At 59.1% G+C, this 19762-nt stretch carries 17 protein-coding genes; 10 read left to right on the top strand and 7 right to left on the bottom strand.

Annotated elements, in window-relative coordinates; translation table 11 throughout:
- Positions 1 to 75 precede the first annotated feature (75 nt).
- Positions 76 to 1743: a formate--tetrahydrofolate ligase gene (locus tag CHY22_RS02230; RefSeq protein ID WP_089572156.1), complete on the top strand. Its 1668-nt coding sequence runs from the start codon at positions 76 to 78 to the stop codon at positions 1741 to 1743.
- A gap of 177 nt (positions 1744 to 1920) precedes the next feature.
- On the top strand, positions 1921 to 2910 hold the full coding sequence (locus tag CHY22_RS02225; RefSeq protein ID WP_089572154.1) for a hypothetical protein: 990 nt from the start codon (positions 1921 to 1923) through the stop codon (positions 2908 to 2910).
- 12 nt (positions 2911 to 2922) lie between these two features.
- Here CHY22_RS02225 and CHY22_RS02220 read toward each other — a convergent pair whose 3' ends face one another.
- Positions 2923 to 4104 (bottom strand): cation diffusion facilitator family transporter, encoded by a 1182-nt coding sequence (locus CHY22_RS02220; RefSeq protein ID WP_089572153.1) that lies wholly within the window; start codon positions 4102 to 4104, stop codon positions 2923 to 2925.
- 218 nt (positions 4105 to 4322) lie between these two features.
- Here CHY22_RS02220 and CHY22_RS10055 point away from each other — a divergent pair, with 218 nt between their 5' ends.
- Positions 4323 to 5660, top strand: coding sequence for a hypothetical protein (locus tag CHY22_RS10055; protein WP_089572151.1), 1338 nt, complete (start codon positions 4323 to 4325; stop codon positions 5658 to 5660).
- 116 nt (positions 5661 to 5776) lie between these two features.
- On the top strand, positions 5777 to 6142 hold the full coding sequence (locus tag CHY22_RS09920) for a DUF1499 domain-containing protein (protein ID WP_143759200.1): 366 nt from the start codon (positions 5777 to 5779) through the stop codon (positions 6140 to 6142).
- Positions 6143 to 6754: 612 nt separating this feature from the next.
- On the opposite strand, the gene CHY22_RS02205 is transcribed toward CHY22_RS09920, so the two are convergent.
- The 3 genes from CHY22_RS02205 to CHY22_RS02195 form a co-directional block, all read right to left on the bottom strand.
- Complete coding sequence (locus CHY22_RS02205; RefSeq protein WP_089572148.1) at positions 6755 to 6976, bottom strand: hypothetical protein; 222 nt, start codon at positions 6974 to 6976, stop codon at positions 6755 to 6757.
- Positions 6977 to 7008: 32 nt separating this feature from the next.
- Positions 7009 to 7797 (bottom strand): ADP-ribosylglycohydrolase family protein, encoded by a 789-nt coding sequence (locus CHY22_RS02200; protein ID WP_089572146.1) that lies wholly within the window; start codon positions 7795 to 7797, stop codon positions 7009 to 7011.
- 63 nt (positions 7798 to 7860) lie between these two features.
- Positions 7861 to 8943 (bottom strand): PDDEXK nuclease domain-containing protein, encoded by a 1083-nt coding sequence (locus CHY22_RS02195; RefSeq protein WP_168170411.1) that lies wholly within the window; start codon positions 8941 to 8943, stop codon positions 7861 to 7863.
- A 134-nt stretch (positions 8944 to 9077) separates the two neighbouring features.
- Here CHY22_RS02195 and CHY22_RS02190 point away from each other — a divergent pair, with 134 nt between their 5' ends.
- Positions 9078 to 9347 (top strand): hypothetical protein, encoded by a 270-nt coding sequence (locus CHY22_RS02190; protein ID WP_089572144.1) that lies wholly within the window; start codon positions 9078 to 9080, stop codon positions 9345 to 9347.
- 96 nt (positions 9348 to 9443) lie between these two features.
- Here CHY22_RS02190 and CHY22_RS02185 read toward each other — a convergent pair whose 3' ends face one another.
- The 3 genes from CHY22_RS02185 to CHY22_RS02175 form a co-directional block, all read right to left on the bottom strand.
- On the bottom strand, positions 9444 to 11933 hold the full coding sequence (locus CHY22_RS02185) for a phosphatidylinositol-specific phospholipase C (RefSeq protein ID WP_089572142.1): 2490 nt from the start codon (positions 11931 to 11933) through the stop codon (positions 9444 to 9446).
- 305 nt (positions 11934 to 12238) lie between these two features.
- Entirely contained in the window at positions 12239 to 12832 is a 594-nt protein-coding gene (locus CHY22_RS02180) for a hypothetical protein (protein ID WP_089572140.1), read from the bottom strand.
- A gap of 240 nt (positions 12833 to 13072) precedes the next feature.
- On the bottom strand, positions 13073 to 13672 hold the full coding sequence (locus CHY22_RS02175; protein WP_143759199.1) for a hypothetical protein: 600 nt from the start codon (positions 13670 to 13672) through the stop codon (positions 13073 to 13075).
- Between the two features lie 376 nt (positions 13673 to 14048).
- Here CHY22_RS02175 and CHY22_RS02170 point away from each other — a divergent pair, with 376 nt between their 5' ends.
- The 5 genes from CHY22_RS02170 (at position 14049) to CHY22_RS02150 (ending at position 19704) form a co-directional block, all read left to right on the top strand.
- Positions 14049 to 14681, top strand: coding sequence for a cyclodeaminase/cyclohydrolase family protein (locus CHY22_RS02170; RefSeq protein ID WP_158551156.1), 633 nt, complete (start codon positions 14049 to 14051; stop codon positions 14679 to 14681).
- A 2-nt stretch (positions 14682 to 14683) separates the two neighbouring features.
- Entirely contained in the window at positions 14684 to 15538 is an 855-nt protein-coding gene (locus CHY22_RS02165) for a bifunctional 5,10-methylenetetrahydrofolate dehydrogenase/5,10-methenyltetrahydrofolate cyclohydrolase (protein WP_089572134.1), read from the top strand.
- Positions 15539 to 15892: 354 nt separating this feature from the next.
- A complete protein-coding gene (locus CHY22_RS02160) occupies positions 15893 to 17416 on the top strand; it encodes a C69 family dipeptidase (protein ID WP_089572132.1) in 1524 nt (507 codons plus the stop codon).
- Positions 17417 to 17515: 99 nt separating this feature from the next.
- Positions 17516 to 17932 (top strand): hypothetical protein, encoded by a 417-nt coding sequence (locus tag CHY22_RS02155; protein WP_089572130.1) that lies wholly within the window; start codon positions 17516 to 17518, stop codon positions 17930 to 17932.
- 8 nt (positions 17933 to 17940) lie between these two features.
- Positions 17941 to 19704: a lipopolysaccharide core heptose(II) kinase RfaY gene (locus CHY22_RS02150; RefSeq protein ID WP_089572128.1), complete on the top strand. Its 1764-nt coding sequence runs from the start codon at positions 17941 to 17943 to the stop codon at positions 19702 to 19704.
- The last annotated feature ends 58 nt before the right edge of the window (positions 19705 to 19762 follow it).

The raw sequence follows: 19762 nt of genomic DNA, 5'->3' as shown, positions 1-19762 counted from the left end.
ACGGGTGTTTTACTATTGCGCGCCCGTGCTATGCTGAATTGGTCTTTTTCTCATTCGGTAACGAAAGGACCGCCCATGCCTACTGACATCGAAATCGCACGTTCTGTCACGCCGCTGCCTATTACCGAGGTGGCCAAGAACGCCGGCGTCGACGTTAAGCACCTGATTCCGTACGGCTTCGACAAGGCTAAGGTCGATTATTCCCTGCTCAACGAGCCGACTGATCACCAGGCCAAGCTCGTCCTCGTGACCGCTATCAACCCAACGCCTGCGGGCGAGGGCAAGACCACCACGACCATCGGTCTGGCCGACGGCCTGCGCCGTCGCGGCGTCAAGAGCGCCGTGGCCCTGCGCGAGCCTTCGCTTGGCCCCGTCTTTGGCGTTAAGGGCGGTGCTGCCGGCGGCGGCTGGGCTCAGGTCATCCCCATGGAGGATATCAACCTGCACTTTACCGGTGACTTCCATGCCATCGGTGCTGCCAACAACCTGCTGGCCGCCATGCTCGACAACCACATTCAACAGGGCAACCAGCTCGGTATTGACGTTAAGCGCATCACTTGGAAGCGCGTCGTCGATATGAACGACCGTCAGCTGCGCCACGTCATCGACGGCATTGGCGGTAAGGCCCAGGGCGTGCCGCGCGAGGACGGCTTCGATATCACCGTCGCCTCCGAGGTCATGGCAATCCTGTGCCTGTCTACGAGCATTAACGACCTCAAGGAGCGCCTGGGCGAGATCGTCGTCGGCTACAGCTTTGCCGGCGAGCCCGTCCGTGCCCGCGACCTTAAGGCCCAGGGTGCCATGGCCGCGTTGCTTAAGGACGCGCTCAAGCCCAACTTGGTGCAAACGCTCGAGGGCACGCCCGCGTTTGTCCACGGCGGTCCCTTCGCCAACATTGCCCACGGCTGCAACTCTATCATGGCCACGCGTATGGCGATGCGCTTTGGCGATGTCGCCATTACCGAGGCCGGCTTCGGTGCCGATCTGGGTGCCGAGAAGTTCCTCGACATCAAGTGCCGCATGACGGGCGTTCGCCCCAGCGCCGTCGTGGTCGTCGCGACCGCTCGTGCGCTGAAGTACAACGGTGGCGTCGCCAAGGCCGACCTCAACGAGGAGAACCTCGAGGCACTCAAGGCCGGCATGCCCAACCTGCTGCGTCACGTCGACAACATCCAGAACGTTTATGGTCTGCCCTGCGTAGTCGCCATCAACCGCTTCCCGACGGACACCGAGGCCGAGCTTGCGCTCATCGAGTCCGAGTGCCAGAAGCTCGGCGTCAACGTTAAGCTTTCCGAGGTCTGGGCCAAGGGCGGCGAGGGCGCGCTCGAGCTTGCCGATGAGGTCATGCGTCTGATTGAGCAGCCGAGCGAGCTCAAGTTTGCCTATGAGGACGGCGCCGATGTGGCCGACGCTCTTGAGGCCATTGCCACCAAGGTCTACCGCGCCGACGGTGTTGACTTTACGCCGGCCGCCAAGCGCCAGCTCGCCGAGCTGCGCGAGAACGGCTTTGGCAACCTGCCGGTGTGCGTGGCCAAGACGCAGTACAGCTTTAGCGACAACGCCAAGGCCCTGGGCGCTCCCGAGAACTTCCGCATCACGGTGCGTGAGCTCAAGGTTTCCGCCGGTGCCCACTTTGTGGTCGCACTGACCGGCAGTGTTCTGACCATGCCGGGCCTGCCCAAGGTCCCCGCGGCTGAGAACATCGACGTCGACAACGACGGCAACATCACCGGCCTGTTCTAAGCTTGTTGCCCATAGCTGCTTGCCCGCCCCGTCGCGCCTACCAAGGCCCGGCGGGGCTTTTGTTTTCTAGCCGCGCTTGTCTTGTAGATATGGACGGGCTCTGTCCGTCACGGGCTTTTGCGCGGGTAGAATGCATGGATAACTTGATGCTTACGGGCGACGGAAAGGAATCGTTGCATGGATCAGGACAAGACAACCGTGATGGGCGGCTACGGTTCTGCGCAGGCTGGCGATAGCGCCGATGCGACCCGCGTTGTTCCCAACCCCGGTTATACCGACCCCGCCGCGACGCAGCCTTCTGCCGAGCCAACCCGGGTTATGGGCTATGGCGACACAGCGCGGGATTCTTATGCTGTATCTTCGCAAGGCCCCTATGGCAACGCAGCTCCGGACCCGTTTGATTACGCGCCGCAGGATTCTTATGCCGCCTCGACGCCGAATCCCTATGATGACCTGCCGCAAAATCCCATTCCGCAGCCTCAGCAGACGACGTATATGCCTCGCACGGCGCAGTCTCGCTACGAGTCGCGCGAGCCGTATCGCGAGTACCCCAAGTCGATTCCGCAATATGGCGAGGACGAGGAGAAGAAGCCGTCGCGTTCGTCGAGCGTGATCAAGAAGATCCTCATCGTGCTGGCGATCTTCTTTGCGCTGTCGGTTGTGTTTGCCATTGTGTCGGGCATGCTCAACAAGCGAGGGAGTTCAACGGCTGATACCGCTGCCGAGCAAACCGAGTCCGCCTCGTCTAGCACCGTCGATCTGAGCGATATCCCGGGGCAGTACTGGTCCAACGCCAAGAAACTTCTCAAGTCGCGCGGCGCCAATCTTTCGAATGCCGTGGTCCTGACTGATGATGGCTCAACGCCCGTCATCGATGCCAACTGGGTCGTTACTTCTGCTTACTATAACGACAGCGGCAACCTCGAAATTCAACTCACGCACAAGAATAGCTCGGGCAACTCGCCCGACGGCCAAAGCGGTACCGACAGCTCGAGTTCCAATACGCTGGAGGACTTGAGCAACAAGGCACAGGAGTTGGGAGACAAGGCGCAAGAGCTGGGCGATACGGCACAAAACCTGGGCGACACCGCGCAGAACTTGGGCGACATGGCGACGGGTGCCTGGAATGCACTGCAAAACGGCATCTCGGGCGCGCAGGGAAACTAGCTGTTAAGCGGGCTACAGCTGTTCAGCCGGACGGTCGGGCGAGCTAAAGCCCGAGTCAAACGTAACGACGCATGAGGCATTGGGTCGGCGCTCGTGCACGATGCGCGTGACGAGCTCCAGCAGCTCCTCGTCGGATATGTCAAAGCCGTCGGGGCGCACCAGGTCAAACGAAACGAACCCGTCGTGCTCGTGCAGGTCGTGGATGGAGAGCGCGGGGTCGATCTGCATAACGCCGCGCTTGACCCAGCCGCGCAAATCATCGCCGGTTGTCGCGATGGGGTCGCAGTGCAGCGTGATGCCAATGCCCATCTGGCGCTTGATGTCGTGCTCGATGGTGTCCAGGATCTCGTGGTGCTCAAATGCGTCGCCCTCGCCGGGCATCTCCACGTGAGCGCTGGCAAACTGACGACCGGGGCCGTAGTCGTGCACCATCAGGTCGTGTGTGCCCAAGACCTGCGGATAGGACATGATCTTGTCGCGGATTGCCTGGACGAGCTTGGGGTCGGGCGCTTGCCCCAGCAACGGGCTGATGGCGTCGCGCACTAGGCCCATGCCGCTGATGCAGATGAAGATGCCCACACCCAGGCCTGCCCAGCCATCGAGGTCAAAGCCGGTCGTCTGCGAAATAAGCGCCGCCACCAAGACCGAGCCCGAGGTGATGACGTCGTTTTTGGAGTCCTGTGCTGTGGCAATGAGTGTTTCGGAATCGATACGGTTGCCCAGCGCGCGGTTGAATGCGGCCATCCAGAGCTTAACGAGCATGGATGTAGCCAGTGCCGCAAGGGAAACGAGCGTGTAAGCGGTGGGGGAAGGCTTGATGATCTTGGTGACCGACTCGAGGATCAGGTTGATGCCGACGGCGCAAACCAGGACGGCGACAAACAAGCCGGCGAGGTACTCGTAGCGGCCGTGGCCATAGGGGTGGCCTTCGTCTGCCGGGCGGCTGGCGAGGCGGAACCCGAGCAGGCTCACGATGTTGCTCGAGGCATCGGAGAGGTTGTTGAAAGCGTCGGCGATGAGGGAGACGGAGCCAGCGAGCAGGCCCGCGATGCCCTTGGCCAGGCACAAGGTGATGTTGAGGCCAATGCAGATGAGGCTTGCGGCGAAGCCCGCGTTGGTGCGGCGGGAGGTATCGACCGGCTCGCCCTCGCTGCCGGGAACAAGCGTATGTACCAGCCGATTTACAAATAGCATAGCGGTCGTCCTCACAATCATGTTTAAGGGGATAGTGTAGCTCGCGCGGGGGCGCCGTGCACCGATACTCAGAAAATGCAGCAATAGTCTGCCGGTGCTAACGAGCGAGCCTTCTCGTCTGCCTGGGTGCTCGATTTTGGGCCACATGGGTATGGGCACGTGCTTACCTGCCCAACATACTTAATGTCGACAGCCCCAGTGCAAAGGAGGACGTATTCATGGACGAGATGTTTGCCATTAAATGCCAAAACTGCGGCGGCCCTATGTACTCACACCAGGCTAAACGCAGCTTTGAGTGCGCCTATTGCGGCACGGTCGTTCCGTGGCAGGCCGATGCGGGGGAGCCCAAGAGCGCCCTGGGCATTCGCCATACGCCACTGACGGTTGTCGATGGGCTGCTTAAGCTCACGCATGTGTCGCAGCTCGAGCGCCCGGTGGACCCCGACTGGTATTTCTTTAATGAGCACTGGCGCAATCAGTCGGTTCTGGAGCATCTGCTGTGGGAAGACCGCGGCACGGCCCAGGAGTTCCAAGAGGCCACGCACGTGAGCATCCCCTGTCCCTTCTGCGGAGCGTCCTTTGAGGGCGAGTCGACCCAGCGCGTGTTTGAGTGCCCGTCCTGCGGCAATAAGATCGGTGTCGCCGACCTGCTCAAGCCGGGGACGTTTAGCAAGCGCCTGACTATGGGCGTTGGTGCGGAATATGTGCCCGAGCAGGGTATTCCCTGCGAGATAACGCCGCAGCAGGCGCGCGCCAATGCGCTTGAGCTGGTGCGCCGATATCCAGACGCCTTTGCCGGTCACGATGTGGAAGACGCGATTCAAAACGACATGATGCTCTTCTACTTCCCCATGGCGCTCGCGGACCTGCGCATGATGGCGTCCTTCCCGGGCAAGGGCCTGAGCAAGGAGACCCTGGTGTACTACGAGGTGCTCGACTGGGCATATCCCAGGGCAAACTACCTGGACGTTCGCCTTATGGGCATTCTGGAGCCATGGGACTTTGCCAAGGTTGGGTCGTTCGACCCGGCCATGCAGGAAGGCGACTTCCGCGTTGTCTCCGTCGATGCGTCCACCAAGGACCAGGTGGTCATTGACAAGCTGGCGCTCGACATTGTTGGCAACGATGCCGAGACTTTCCTGGGGCTCAATAAAAAGAGCATCCGCACCTGGGCGCGCAAGGCCCGCAAGCACAAGGACGGCCTGGTTATGGTGCCGGTCTACTTTGTCGATCGTCCCGCGTCGGATGGACGTAATGGCGAGCAGGTGCGCATTGCCGTGAACGGCCAGACGGGCCGTGCGGCGGCGGTGGTGTTTAGCGACAAGCGCGAGACGCATATTGTGGCGCCGCTCAATCCGAGCCTGCATCTGTCCGGCGAAAGCACCGTTCACGCCACGCCCGTCGAGGTCAAATACATCAAATCGCCATTCCTGTACCAAATTGTGCGCCGTGGAGGCGACGAGCAGCCACGTCAGGTGGCAGCGGCTGCCGAGGGTTCCTACCGAGAAGAAAAACCCAAGCGCAAGGGATTGTTCGCTGCGATCTTTGGGAAGTAGGGAAGCGGAGCCGGGGCGTCGGGCTGCATCGCAAGGTCATGAGACGAATTTAAGACTGCTGGGAACGTGCTACCATTGCCGATAGCCTTAATCTTGTAAGAAGCGGAGGCCAGATTATGGGTTTTGCGGATCAGCAGCTTCAGGTACCGTATTCTCCTGACGACACGTTTAATGCCTTGAAGGCAGCTATGGAAAAGCTGCCTAAAGTAAAAGTTGATAGTGCATCGCCCACAACAAGAACAGTTGCAGCCGAGATTGGTATGAGCCTTTGGTCTTGGGGCGAAAATATCAGTATTTCGGTTGTTCCAGTTGAAGGCGGATCTGGCGTTACTGTCAAGTCGTCATCTAAGGTCAGGGCAAACGTATTAAACGGGGGCAAAAATGCAAAGAATATTGCCGAGATAGTCGATGCCCTATCGAAGGAGCTTGAGCGGTATCCGCAGGTTTCACAGACTATTGAGACGCTGGCGGATAGTGATTGATGTAGTTGCAAGGCTTGAGAGGCTTGCAACGCTGCGTGATAGTGGAGTGCTTACCGAGGAAGAGTTTGCTGCAGAAAAGGCAAAAATCTTTTTGTAATCAGACACGGTGGTTGGATTTGCATTCTATTATTGAACTTGGTTATACCAGGCTGAAAATATCGTGTGTAATAAAGGTGCGTAGTAGTCTCGTCTTGATTGGCAGATGTAAATAAACGGTGGAACGGCTGTAAAAGAGCCTTGCCACTGGGTAAAATCAGGATGTGCCGCGGAACCCGCTCCTCAGTCGGTCAACTTTGGAAGCGCGGGCAACGCAGGTGCTATCGTCTTAAAGGGTCGGCTGCAACCGACCCTTTTCTATGACTCCCTTCGCTATCCGTTACTGCTTATATTCCCGCCAGATCGAGTAGAGGTTCCGGGCAATGCCGGTCACATACATCGAGAGGCGCAGGATTTCAAGAAACAAGTTCATAGGCTTCACCCCAATCGGAGATCGGAGCGTTGCCCGCAGGCGGATTCCGCGGCGGTCAAGATTTTACCTCACAGGCCGCGGTGGGAGACATCCTATCCACCCCCTGGTTTGGAGCAGTGTCGATCTGACGGGCAATCAAGCCTTTAGCTCTCTTTGAATTGAGCAAGCATCTGCCCGAAGAAGCTGAGCCCGGATGGCTCATAAATGAGTGAGCCGCCATCTTCGGTCCGGTAGACCCCGCAGGGGAGGTAGCGCCCGTCGGGAAGGACGTAAAGGTTTTCTTCCTCCATCAGTCCCGTTGGGAGTATCGGGGTCTCGTTTTCGCCCATTTGGAACTCATCGATATTCGCGATCTTCCTCTCCATGATGCCTCCTACCTTATTTCTTGAATGGCGCCCTAAAACAAGCAGCTCTCAATCAACTCTTTACCGCGCAGGGTGTCGATCCATTTCTGCGGAATTGCGTCCATGCCGTATGCTGCGCCGGCGAGGGCGCCTGCGACGGCTGCGGTGGTGTCGGTGTCGTCGCCCAGGTTGACGGCGGCAAGCACACAATCATCGTAGCTGTTAGTGTTGACGAAGCACCAAGTGGCTGCCTTAAGCGTGTCGCGCACGAAGCCGCCGGATCTGATTTCGTGCTCGGGTGCATCTTTCAGACAGAGTGTCCATTCGGGGAGCGCGCCGTCCATCTCGGACCTCAACAGTTCGATGAACTTGACACATGACTCGGTCGATGTTCTATGAGCGTGGGTGATTGCAGAGACCTCACGGATCTCTTTGTCTGTTGCATCGGCAAACGCCAGGGGTGCGATGCGCATGAGCGAGCCGTTGCCGTTGTCGCGCTCGCCGGAGCCACCCTTGCCGGAGCGAAGGGCGCGGGCGGTCGTTCCTCCGTAGTCGAAGACGCCATCAATCGTGTACTCGTCGTTGGCGATCCAGCTCACGAATTTGTCGCGCATGTCCTCGGTGTCAATGCGGCCGAGCTCTCTGATGGAGTCGCAGGTGGCGAGCGTCATAGATGTGTCGTCGCTCCAGGTGCCGGCGGTCTGCTCGTGCGTGCCGTAGCCGATCATGTCGGTGCATTCGAACGTGCCACGAGGTCTGAACTCGTAGGGAACGCCCAGCGCGTCACCGACGGCAAGCCCATAGATGCAGTCGCGCAGTGTTGTTTTCGGTCTGTGTGTCATGGAAAGCTCCTCTTTTCCCGGGTGATGTGGAGCGCCGTCGGGGGTATCGGTCGCAACGTGCTGCTATCCTTGCACTTCGCCATTAGTCGCTTCGTTGATGGCGCGGTACTCGGCACTCAGCTCGCGTGCCAGCTCTTCCTTGCTTGGAAGATACGGCAGGTATTTGGCGGCAAACACTTGGTCGTTGTCTTCGGGCAGCGTGTACTCGACGATCGAATCGCTTTTGTCCGCGCAGAGCACGATGCCTATGGGCGGATTGTCGCCTTCGTTCATGAGCTCACGCGTGTAGTAGTTCACATACATTTGCATCTGGCCCAGGTCCTGATGCGTAAGGTCATCGGTCTTAAGGTCGATGAGCACGAAACAGCGCATCAGATAGTTGTAAAACACAAGGTCAATATAGAAATGGCGCCCATCAAAGGTGATGCGCTTTTGGCGCGCCTCGAAAGCGAAGCCACGACCAAGCTCCAGCAGGAACTTCTGAAGATGCGTGATGAGTGCCTGCTCTAGATCGCTCTCGCGAAACGTAGCATCGTCCGAGAAACCTAAAAACTCCAGTACATATGGGTCGCGGATGATATCCTCGGGGCGACGAGCCGGGGCGCTCTCTTGGATTTCCTGGGTGACGGCCTCTTTGTCCTTGCTGGTAAGTAGGCGCTCGCGGAACATGGTGTTGATCTGGCGTTCGAGCTGACGCGTGCTCCAGCGAGAATCGGCGCATTCGTTCATGTACCATGTTCGAGCATTAGGGTCGGTTATACGCGATAACCTGCGGTAATGTGTCCAATTCAATTCGGAACGCAGTGCGTTCCGGATTGGGAACGCAAGATAAAACTGACGCATGTATCTTAAGCTTCTGGCGTTGAAGCCTCTGCCAAAATCCTTAGTCAATCTAACGGCAAGTTCGTCGATCAGTGCATCGCCATACTTGGCGCGCTCCTCTCCGCCCTGTTCATCAACAATACTCTTGCCGATCTCCCAATATGCCTCAACCATCGCAAAGTTAATGGCGGTATAGGCCTTGTCGCGAGCGGCGTTGAGAATCGAGGAACCTGCTTGTAAAAACCTTCGGGCACGATTGCCGATTCTCCACGGTTTACCAGTTCGCCCATCACTGTCGCCCCACTTTCCTCTTGTGGAATGCATCTTTATCGCATCTAGTTTAAAGCCTCGCGCGGACACGAATTGCTGTGCTGTCTGGCACCTTCGCATGGGAGCCTTGCGGTGACTAAAATGTGGCAATAGAGACAGTTTTAGCGAACCCCACGGGAGTGACGCGTATGGACAACAACACGCTGCTATTCCAGGACAAAGGTTCGGGTAGGTTTAAAGATGTTAAGATCTACCCCAATCGTATCGAGGTGCTCAAGAAGGGCACTTTTGGCGACAGGCACACCGAGATTGTCTACCTTAAGGACATCACGGGGGTCAACAGGATCAAGGGTCGCGACGTTTTCCTGCGTAACAGGCTGTTGACCGCTTGTGTCTTTAACCTGAGCAGTCGTGCGAAGGCCCAGGAGTTTGTTAACGCGCTGAACATGGTGATGTAGCGTATGGCGGCGTTCTGGCCAAGGTAAAAATCAGGGGGCACAGAACGGTGTCCTGCGCCCCTCGTCGAGCCGATGTGTCCAAAAGGGTCGGCTTGCCTATTCGCTGTCGTCCCCAGCGTTTTCGCGGTCGCTGGCAAGCATTGCTGCGCCGGCGACTGTCGTCGCCACGGCGGCGGCAGCGAGCCCGGCGGCGATGCCAGAGCCGTCGCCTGTGCCGGCAAGCTTTTCGCCTGAGCCCTTGCGCTTGTTGCCCTTGTCGTTCTTGTCGGCGCCGCCTGCGTTGGTGCCGTTGCCGTCGCCGGTGTCCGTAGCGCCTGCGTTGCCCGAAGCCGTCACGGTAAAGCTCGCGGCTCCGTCATTAGCAAGCTTGTAGTTTTGCGCCGCGTCGCCCAAAAGACCGTTCGCGCGCACCCAGTACGTTCCTGCGGCAAATGTTTCGCCCTCGACCATTGCCGTGCCCGGAGCGCCGTCCGCGTCGTGCACAAACTCGAGCTGGGCCGTGCAGGCATCGGTTTCGAGCTTGCCCTCGAGTGATGCCGCAATCTTGGCGCGCACGTCTTCGCCGGCCTTAAGGCCTTCGAGCCCCTCAAAATGGGGCGTCAACGCGCGCGGATCGATATCGATGGGCACATGACCCCGCAGCTCCGTAACGGTCTCGTTGCCCAAGGCGTCGACATCAACATATTCGATGGTAAACGCATGGCCCGAAGCCGCCACGTTGAGTACGTTGCTGCTGTCGACGAGGCGGAAATGGCCCTCGCCAACGGTCTTGCCATCCTGGAGCGAGGCATCGCTCAGCGAGTCGCCGTACGTCATGCGCATGCGGGTCGGGAGGCAGCACGAAGCGGACTGCGTGTGCTTCGTATCGTAATTGTAATTGCGCTGGTAGATGCTCCGTGCCAGTGCCGCATCAACAAAGTCGGATGCGATGATGCCAATGTGCTTGAGGTAATCTGACTTTGTTTCCTCGTTGCCGCTGGGGTTGATGTACGGGCTCTTATACAGATGCTCGTTGACTACTCGTGCCGAGGTAAAAGGATTGCCTCCGTGCGACAAGCCCGTGCAGCTGGTGTAGTTGATAGACCAGCAACGCTCCTGCGCTTGCACCTTGGCCTCGCCATCGTCCACGACGTCCACCTTGTTGCGCGTGCGCCCGGTCGTTTCCTTCAGTGCATTATCGACCCAGCTGAGCTTGTCGGTTCCCGTGAGTTTGTACTTGTCCTGGGCGTATACCTTGGTGCAATAGGGCTCTTTGTCGCCTGTTTCCCCCGCGGCTTCAAAGCCCCGCGCGTCTTGGACGAGACACATAGTGGTGCTGTCGGAGTGAGTCTTGATCTTGTCATCCCATTCGGTAAGGTCGAGGCCCCACGTATGGCCGCTTACACTGTTGCCGGCGAGCCTAAGTCGACGCAGCAGAACGATCTTTCCGCGCACCTCGTGTAGCGTGGGAACGCGGCTCGATGTGTAGAACAGGTTGGGGTTATCGGCCATAACCTTGGCGAAGGCCGTCGTTATGCTTTCGTCGGTAGCCTCATCGTTGCCGCGCGATGCGAGCATGATGAGCGCTTCTGACGGGTTTTCGTTCAAAAACGTTTTGAAGTACCCGATGACATCGGAGAGATGCAGATAGTTCCCGTCTTTTTTGAGTAGGTAGAAAATCCCGTGGTCGATACCGGGGTCGTCGCCCTTTCCGAGTCGGATATCAAAATAGCGGATTCCCTCGAGCAACTGCGTGGGAATGTAATCCTGCTGGCATTTTACTTGCGAGGATTGGGGCTCAGTGTCGTTGTCCACGCTGCAGGTGCCCGAATCGTGCGTACCCGGGATGCTCAGCTCGTCGAGGAACTTGTTGTCGTCGACGTATTTCATCCAACATGGCCCATCGACGTAGCTGCTGTACGTGATCCAGTCGAGGCTGCTAACCGTGGCATCGTTCTTTTTCATGTCGTAACCGATAAGTTCGAGCTCCCACGGAATGCTCTTACTCTTATGGCAGATCTTATTGTTGTCCTGGTCTTTGCCGTTCGATTCTATTGCCAAGTACTTAATGTCTTTTTTCTCGGTTTCTTTCTCGACCGTGCGGTCTCGGATGATATAGGTTCCGTTTGATTGGCACTCGAACGCAAAAGCGCGGCTGGGCTTGTTGTCATACTCGCCGCCCCATACGTGGATGACCTTTCCATCTTTGTCCGAGTCGTCGTCGACCGACCAAATGCTGTAGCCCGTCTTTTTATGCTCTTCGAAATTGAGCAAGGTGCGGATAGCATACCAGTTTGTATCGTCATTCTTGGTCGTTACGTTCTCAAGGATGAGCTTGCTGGACGTGCCGTCGTTAAACAGGTGGCAGACGTTGCCGCGAACGTTGCCGTCTTGGTTGACGCTCGCGGTGCGAAAATAGCCCGCGGGGCGAAGGCGAATGACGAAATTACCGAGGTGCTCCGCCGGTTTGGGCGTGTCGTCTGCAAATGCCGCTCGCAGGGGAATGCCCGGTGCCGCGGTTTCTGGCAGGCTTGCAAGCGGCGACAGCGCCGCAAGACCTAAGCCCAGCGTAAATGCTCGGCGGCTGATGGCATGGTGTTCGGTCATAACTCCTCCATTCGCAGCGTGCGGTTATGCGATAGTTTTGGTCAATATACTGCCCAGATGTTTAAAGATGCTGGTTTAATTGTCTGCGCGGCGCAATAAATCGGTGGGCGGACGTGTTGAGGTGTTTGTCGTTTTCGTACTGTTGCCACATTTGGGGCGGTTCCGGCGTCCGGCACCCTCGCGTTCGCCGGCTATCGGCATAAGAAAGGGAGGGCCGGCGAGCCGATCCTCCCTTGGTGCGAAGCGCTGGGGTATCGTCGCTTGTTTGCACTGTGCCCGTGTTTCCCGCTGCGCTCGCCAGTCGTTTAGCGCTTGATCTCGATATCATCGAGCTTGACGTCCATGGCTTCGGTCTTGGCTTCGGCGATGTCGTCGGCAAACTCCAGAGACTTCATCATGGTCTCGACGGCGTCCTTGTGTTCCTCGACGTTGTCGATGCGCACGTAGACGCTGCCGCCCTCAACGTCGGTGAAGTACTCAGTCGTTACGCCGCCCGAGTGCGTGAAGTAAGCACTGCGCCAGGTCTTGCCGTTGTATTTAACGGGGTCGCTTTCGGTCCATCCGGAGTTGGCCTTCCACTTTGCCTCGTAGTCGAACAGCTCGTCGGCGTTCTTGTCGGGGTCGAAGACAGGAATGAAGCGGTCGCTCGCGTGCTCGCTTTCGGTGAACTTAAACTGGGCTCTGTCGGCCGTGTCGCCTGCGACGTCCGTGATTTCGACGCCCTCGGGCACCTCGACCTTAAACCAAATGAAATCGGTCCGCATATCCACGGCTGGCTTTTCTGCTCCGCCGCCACCGCCGCTTCCGGTAGCGCCGCCGCTGCCACCGCAGCCCACCAGGGCAACTGCGGCAAAGAGACTGATGCAGAGGGTGAGAATCGCAAAGGCCTTCTTTTTCATGGTCGTGTCCTCCTCGATCTGTAACCGCCCATGGATTACCTGCCTTTACTGTACGCGCGAGCGGCTCGTTCGGGTGGGCCATGTGTCCCATTCTGGGTGCCGGATTTGCGCCGACAAGTGGCAATATGCGCGGGCACAAAAGAGGGGAGGGCCGATGCTGTCGGCCCTCCCCGGGTTGGGCGCCCGTTGTTTTAATGGGCGCATGCGCGCTGGTGCGCGTAGGCGCGTGCGGGTGTCCCGTTACTTGATCTCGATGCTCGAAATCTCGACTTCGCGTGCCTCGGAAACTGCCTCTGCCATGTCATCGGGGAACTCGACGGAGTTGAGGAGCGCCTCGGCTCCTTTCTTGTGCTGGTCGAAGTTCGAGATAAGGACGTAGACGCTTCCTGGTTCAACGTCGGTAAAAAGGATGGTTGAGATGCCGCTGTTGTCTTTGTACGTTCCGACGAGCCACGTCCTGCCGTTATATTCGACGGACCCGCCATCCTTCCACTGGAACGTATCCCCCTTCTTTTCTGCCTGGTCGGCGTGGGACTCCTCGGCCGTCAGCGCTTTTTTCCAAACGGGGATAAAACGATCGGCCGAGGCGTTCTCGTCTTTGGGGAAGGTGAGCTGGACCCTGTCGGCATTCTTGCCGGCGGAGTCGCTTACGCCGACGCCCTCGGGCATCTCGACCTTAAACCAGATAAAGTCGGTCTTCTTGGCGACGGGGGCCTTTTCCCTGCTCTCGCTCTTGGGGGCGCTGCCGCCGCCCGATGCGCTCCCGCCGCAGCCGACAAGGGCAAACGCGGCAAAGAGGGCGATGCAAAGGGAAAGGATCGATAGGCTCTTTTTCTTCATGGTGGCGTCCTCCTTGTCTGCCAGGGACATCGTGTGCCGCGGATCGCTGGGGCGGCGGTTGCGCATGCACATGATGCCTTTGTTTACTGTGCGGTTATTCCTCCATTCGTCGTCCGGTGCCGTGATGAGCTTGCCCCAACATAGGGCTCCTTACCTATATGTATGCCCCAGTTGCCGCTGCCCGGAAGTCTCGAAAGGTGGGCCATGTGTCCCATGTTTGCGGTGCCGACGCCTATCGTTCGTCATAGTAATCCGCGATGGCCAGGTGCGCTGACGCTCGAGTACTTATGGGCTAGACTTAGCAGCATTATGTGATCGATGCGGTCGGTCGGCGGTTGCCACCCGACCGATGTATATGACTTGAAGGTGCATGTGTATGAGCCAAGAGATGATGGACAAGACCTGCCGCGGGTTTGCCGAGGCGCTGGCCGCGCGCGAGCCGGTTCCCGGCGGTGGCAGCGCGAGCGCCTTTGTGGGCGCGCTGGGCGCCTCGCTGTGCGGAATGGTTGCCCGCTACGGTGCGACCAATCCCGCGCTTGCCGATCGCGCGGATGACCTGACGCGCGCGTTTGCCCAGGCTGATGAGCTGGCCCAGGAGCTTGTCGAGTTGGTTGCCGAGGACGTTCGTGCCTATGGGCGGGTGTCCGCGGCGTACGGTATTCCGCGTGACGATCCGGCTCGAGCGTCCGCGATTCAGGATGCGCTGCATGTGGCCGCTATGCCGCCGTATCGCATTATGGATGCCTGCGGGCGTGCACTGGCGCTGCTCGAGGACATGGCCGACAAGGGTTCGCGTCAGCTGCTGTCCGATGTGGCGTGCGGCGCCGTGTTCTGCCGTGCCGCTATGCAGGGCGCGAGCTTGACGCTCTTTGCGAACACCACGTCTATGAAGGATCGTGCACGCGCCGAGGAGCTCGAGGCAGCGTGCGATGAGCTGCTGGATACGTGGCTGCCGCGCGCCGATGCGCTGGCGCGCCGCGCCGCCGACGCTGCAAGGAAGAGAGGATAGCCATGGCTGAACTGCTGAAGGGTGCTCCCGTTGCTCGCGCGCTGACCGAGGAACTTGCTGTTCGCTGTGCCGCTTTGCGTGAGCGCGGCGTTGTTCCGACGTTGGCTATCGTGCGCGTGGGTGAACGCGAGGACGACCTATCCTACGAGCGCGGTGCGCTCAAGCGCTGCGAAAAGGTTGGCATTGAGGCTCGCCGCGTTTTGCTTCCCGCCGATGTTTCGCAGGACGAGCTGTTGGCGGCCATCGAGGACATCAATACCGATTCGTCTGCTCATGGCTGTCTGATGTTCCGCCCGCTGCCCGCCGGCCTTGACGAGAACACCGTCGCCACAGCGCTCGATCCCGCCAAGGACGTTGACTCCATGACGCCCGCTTCGCTACTCACCACGCTTTCGGGGGGCGGCGAGGGTTTTGCCCCCTGTACAGCCGAAGCCGTGCTTGCTCTGCTGGATCATTACGGCGTTGAGCTGGATGGAGCTAAGGTTGCTGTGGTCGGGCGCTCGCTGGTGATCGGGCGTCCTGTTGCCGCCATGCTTACGGCGCGCAATGCGACCGTGACGACGTGCCACACGCATACGCGCGACCTTGCTGCCGAGTGCCGTGCTACCGACATTGTGGTTGCGGCCGTTGGACGCGCGCGTACGATTGGCGTGGATGCGGTTCGCGAGGGCCAGACGATCATCGATGTTGGCATTAATTGGGACGAGGCCGCTGGCAAGCTGGTCGGGGACGTCGATTTTGATGCTGCGGAGCCGGTTGTTAACGCCATCACGCCCGTGCCGGGCGGCGTGGGCGCTGTGACGACGGCGATCCTCGCCAAACACGTGATCGAGGCGGCCGAGCGCGCATCGAAATAGGCGTTTTGGGCTGTTTGAGGGGTTAGCTCTATACCCCGTGGACAAAAAATGCCAAATATGAGTACTGTTGCCAAGATAGTCACATATATTTTAGGTCAAATAGGCTCTCTAACGATATTTATTATCGATAGAGAGCCTATTTTATTGGACCTATGAGGAATTACATCATCTAATTTTTGAACAAATGTAGACTTTCGACACCCATACGTAGCAAAATTGCTGTTACTAAATTGGTGACAGTACTCATATTTGGCATTTTTTGACCACAGGGGTTGCCAGCGCCGTGGTTTCGCCCTTTCTGCGCCGAAGCGATACACTGTTATCGTTTGATTTCTTCACTCAAGGAGGATGCGCATGCCGTGCACAACGATTCTGGTTGGTAAGAATGCGAGCTACGACGGGTCGACGCTTGTCGCCCGCAACGAGGACTCGTCCAACGGGGTGTTTGAGCCCAAGCGTATGCGCGTGGTGCATCCCGACGAGCAGCCGCGTGTCTACACGAGTGTCCTGAGCCACCTGACCGTTGAGCTGCCCGACAATCCCATGCGTTACACGAGCGTCCCCGACGTTGTCCCGGGCCATGGCATTTGGGCCGAGGCCGGCTTCAACGAGCTCAATGTTGGCATGTCCGCGACCGAGACGCTCACCACCAACGAGCGCGTCCGCGGCGCCGATCCGCTCGTAGACTATGTGCCCGCCAAGGGCAACGAGGGCGAGGACGGCTATGTTCCGGCGCAGCCCGGCGGTCTGGGCGAGGAAGACATGGTGACCTTGGTGCTGCCGTATGCCAAGTCCGCCCGCGATGGCGTGCGTATCCTGGGCGACCTGCTCGAGCGCTATGGCACCTACGAGAACAACGGCATCGCCTTTAGTGACGTGGACGAGATCTGGTGGCTCGAGACCATCGGCGGCCACCACTGGATCGCCAAGCGCGTGCCCGACGACGCCTATGTGACCATGCCCAACCAGCTGGGTATCGACAGCTTTGACCTGGACGATGCCGAGCGCGCTCAGGTCGACCACATGTGCTCGTCCGACCTGCGCTCCTGGATGGCTGAGTGGCATCTGGACCTGACGTTGGGTGCCGACGGCGACGGTCCCGCCGCGGTCTTCAACCCGCGCGAGGCCTTTGGCTCGCACAGTGACAGCGACCACGTCTACAACACGCCGCGCGCCTGGTATATGCAGCGCTGCCTCAACCCCAGCGATGTTTGGGACGGTCCCGACGCCGATTACACGCCCGAGAGCGACGACATCCCCTGGAGCCGCGTGCCTGAGCGCAAGGTGACCATCGAGGACATCAAGTACGTGCTTTCGAGCCACTACCAGGGCACGGAGTACGACTGCTACGGCAGCAAGGGTACGCCCGCCACGCGCGGCGCCTATCGTCCCATCGGCATCAACCGCAACAGCCAGCTCGCCGTGCTGCAGCTGCGCCCCTATGCGCAGCCGGCATATCGCGCCGTGCAGTGGATGGCGTTTGGCTCCAACTCGTTTAACGCGCTCGTGCCGCTGTACGCCAATGTCGAGACCATGCCCGAGTACTATGCCGACACGCAGGCTCGCGTGACGTCCGAGAATTTCTATTGGGCAAATCGCCTGATCGGTGCCCTGGCCGATGTCCGTTTCCATGAGTGCGGTCGTGCGGTCGAGGAGTATCAGGAGAAGGTCGGTGGCATGGGCCACAAGCAGATTCACGACGTTGACGCTGCCGTTGCCGCCCTGTCCGAGGCCGAGGTACCTGCCGAGCTCGCCCGCGCCAACGAGGCATTTGCCGAGCTCGTGCGCGTGGAGACCGATGCTCTACTGGGCAAGGTGCTCTACACCACGAGCTGCGCCATGAAGAACTCTTTCGCGATGAACGACAACGTGAGGTAGGGATTTCCCGTCGATTGAATAGCGCTAAAACGCTTTGTCGCTTTCGCTCAATCTTGGGTACAAGAACGCCAATGCAGTTGTTTGTGATTGGAGACAACCATGGTTATGAAACTCGATCAGCTTGTTAACGGCGCCATTAACGTGGGCTTTGGCGCTGCCGCCGTTGCTGTCGAAGGCGGCAAGAAGGTTCTCGACGACCTTAATACCAAGGGCGAGCAGGTGCGCAAGGACACCGCCACCCCCGATATCGCCCGCAGCGTGTCCGACATGTTCGAGCAGGCCGGCGGTACCATCTCCGATCTGGCCGAGCGCTTGGGCATGCAGGGCGAGACCGCGGCCCAGCGCGTGCTCGACGAGCTCATCCTTGCCCGCGTCCGCGTTATGACCGCCCCCGAGCGCACGGCCTTCCTGGCCCATGTGCGCGACATCGTCGATTCGGTCGAGGACAACGTGACCTCGGTGCCCGTCGAGTCCGTTGAGCCCGACGATGCGAAGGGTACCGAAGAGGCCGAGTAGCAGCGCAGATGGCAGATTCCACCACCGATTACAACAATCTAGATCCCTTGGGTGACGAGGCGGCGGTTGTCGATGAGGTCGATGCCGTCGTCTCGGGCGCTCGCAAGAAGCCGCGCGCTGTCGATATGGTCCCCGAGGAGCCCGACGCGATGGCGCCGGACGAGGAATACCAGCTCACGCCGGCGGGTCGCCGCGAGCGCATCGGACAGATTGTTCGCCTGGTCAAAAAGTACCGCGCGTGGGATAACCTCACGCCGGTTCGTTTGCGCCGCCTGCTTGAGGAACTCGGCCCCATGTTCGTCAAGATGGGGCAGATTCTGGCCAACCGGTCCGAGATTCTGCCGCAACGCTTTTGCGACGAGCTGCGTCGTCTGCGCTCCGACGTGGAGCCTGTACCGTACGAGGTCGTACTCAGTTGTCTGGAAGAAGAATACGGCCTGCGCCTGGGGGAGATGTTCGATGCGATCGACCCCAATCCGCTTGGTAGCGCATCGCTCGCGCAGGTGCACCGCGCTCGTCTGGTGACGGGCGAGGACGTGGCCGTCAAGGTGCAGCGCCCCGGTGCGCAGCAGGTTATGGCGCAGGACATCGATATCATCCGCTCGGTGGTGCGTATCGTTTCCAAGTTCGTCAACACCGATCAATTCGTTGACCTGCACGGCGTAGTCGAGGAGTTGTGGACCTCGTTTCGCGAGGAGACCAACTTTTTGGCCGAGGCCAAAAACCTCAACGACTTCTACGAGTTCCATAAGAGCGTTCATGGCGTGACGTGCCCTAAATCCTATCTGGACCTGTGCACCGAGCACGTGGTGGTCATGGATTACGTCGACGGCATTTCGATCGCCGATCCTGAACGCTTGGTGGCCGAGGGCTATGACTTGGAAAAGATCGGTGCCGCGATTGTCGAGGACTACTCGACGCAGGTGCTCGACGACGGCTTTTTCCATGCCGACCCGCATGCGGGAAACATCATCCTCAAGGACGGCATTGTCTACTTTATCGACTTGGGCATGGTCGGACGCATGTCGAGCCACGATCGCGGTATCGTAAAGGACATGATTTTCGCCGTGGCCGAGGGTGACGTGCCCAAGCTCAAGGATTCGCTCATGCGCTTCGCCGTGACGCGTGGCGACTCGGCTGAGCTCGATCATTCGGCCTTTTTGTCCGATCTTGACTTTATCGTGGCTGACTTTGCGGGCCTTGACCTTAAGGACCTAGATATCGGCGAGTTTTTGACCTCGCTGCTCAATCTGGCGCGCAAAAATGACGTTGAGCTGCCGAGCGTGGTGACGATGTTCGCCCGCGGCATGGTGACGCTCGAGGGTTTGCTGACCGAGTATATGCCCAACGTCAACATGATCCAGATCATCCAGACGCACATCAAAAACGAGAAGAGCACCTATGCGCGCGTGCGTGATATGGGACGCGATCTGGCCGCGAGCAGCTATCGCGCGGCAAAAGGCTCGCTCGAGGCGGCCGAGTATTTGGGCTTGGCTTCGCGTATGCTCACGCGCGGCCAGCTTAAGGTGAACACGCAGATCATGAGCAGCGATAAGGCGCTGCGACAGCTGGGCGGAATTATCGACCGCATGTCGATGGCTATCGTGATCGCCGGTCTGTTTATCGGTTCGTCGGTGGTGTACTACGCACGCATCGAGCCGGTTGTCCTCGGCATTCCGGTCATCGGCTTCTTTGGCTACGTGAGCGCGCTGGTGCTGGCGCTTATGCTGGGCCGCAATATCTGGCTCAACAGCCACGGCGGCAAGCACTAGAGGCTGCGGCCGTCACCGCATTTTCCTATCGCAAACAATAGCTTTTACCTTGGGCTTC

The organism is Collinsella sp. TF06-26 (assembly GCF_002232035.1).
In the GTDB taxonomy this organism is placed as follows: Bacteria; Actinomycetota; Coriobacteriia; order Coriobacteriales; family Coriobacteriaceae; genus Collinsella.
Note: the sequence above shows the minus strand (reverse complement) of the source record. Positions and strands in the feature narration are given on the sequence as shown.

Bases quoted from the DNA above. Each gene is read 5' to 3' on its own strand.
- CHY22_RS02230 (WP_089572156.1), top strand. From the start codon at position 76: ATGCCTACTGACATCGAAATCGCACGTTCTGTCACGCCGCTGCCTATT.
- CHY22_RS02225 (WP_089572154.1), top strand. From the start codon at position 1,921: ATGGATCAGGACAAGACAACCGTGATGGGCGGCTACGGTTCTGCGCAG.
- CHY22_RS02220 (WP_089572153.1), bottom strand. From the start codon at position 4,104: ATGCTATTTGTAAATCGGCTGGTACATACGCTTGTTCCCGGCAGCGAG.
- CHY22_RS10055 (WP_089572151.1), top strand. From the start codon at position 4,323: ATGGACGAGATGTTTGCCATTAAATGCCAAAACTGCGGCGGCCCTATG.
- CHY22_RS09920 (WP_143759200.1), top strand. From the start codon at position 5,777: ATGGGTTTTGCGGATCAGCAGCTTCAGGTACCGTATTCTCCTGACGAC.
- CHY22_RS02205 (WP_089572148.1), bottom strand. From the start codon at position 6,976: ATGGAGAGGAAGATCGCGAATATCGATGAGTTCCAAATGGGCGAAAAC.
- CHY22_RS02200 (WP_089572146.1), bottom strand. From the start codon at position 7,797: ATGACACACAGACCGAAAACAACACTGCGCGACTGCATCTATGGGCTT.
- CHY22_RS02195 (WP_168170411.1), bottom strand. From the start codon at position 8,943: ATGCATTCCACAAGAGGAAAGTGGGGCGACAGTGATGGGCGAACTGGT.
- CHY22_RS02190 (WP_089572144.1), top strand. From the start codon at position 9,078: ATGGACAACAACACGCTGCTATTCCAGGACAAAGGTTCGGGTAGGTTT.
- CHY22_RS02185 (WP_089572142.1), bottom strand. From the start codon at position 11,933: ATGACCGAACACCATGCCATCAGCCGCCGAGCATTTACGCTGGGCTTA.
- CHY22_RS02180 (WP_089572140.1), bottom strand. From the start codon at position 12,832: ATGAAAAAGAAGGCCTTTGCGATTCTCACCCTCTGCATCAGTCTCTTT.
- CHY22_RS02175 (WP_143759199.1), bottom strand. From the start codon at position 13,672: ATGAAGAAAAAGAGCCTATCGATCCTTTCCCTTTGCATCGCCCTCTTT.
- CHY22_RS02170 (WP_158551156.1), top strand. From the start codon at position 14,049: ATGAGCCAAGAGATGATGGACAAGACCTGCCGCGGGTTTGCCGAGGCG.
- CHY22_RS02165 (WP_089572134.1), top strand. From the start codon at position 14,684: ATGGCTGAACTGCTGAAGGGTGCTCCCGTTGCTCGCGCGCTGACCGAG.
- CHY22_RS02160 (WP_089572132.1), top strand. From the start codon at position 15,893: ATGCCGTGCACAACGATTCTGGTTGGTAAGAATGCGAGCTACGACGGG.
- CHY22_RS02155 (WP_089572130.1), top strand. From the start codon at position 17,516: ATGGTTATGAAACTCGATCAGCTTGTTAACGGCGCCATTAACGTGGGC.
- CHY22_RS02150 (WP_089572128.1), top strand. From the start codon at position 17,941: ATGGCAGATTCCACCACCGATTACAACAATCTAGATCCCTTGGGTGAC.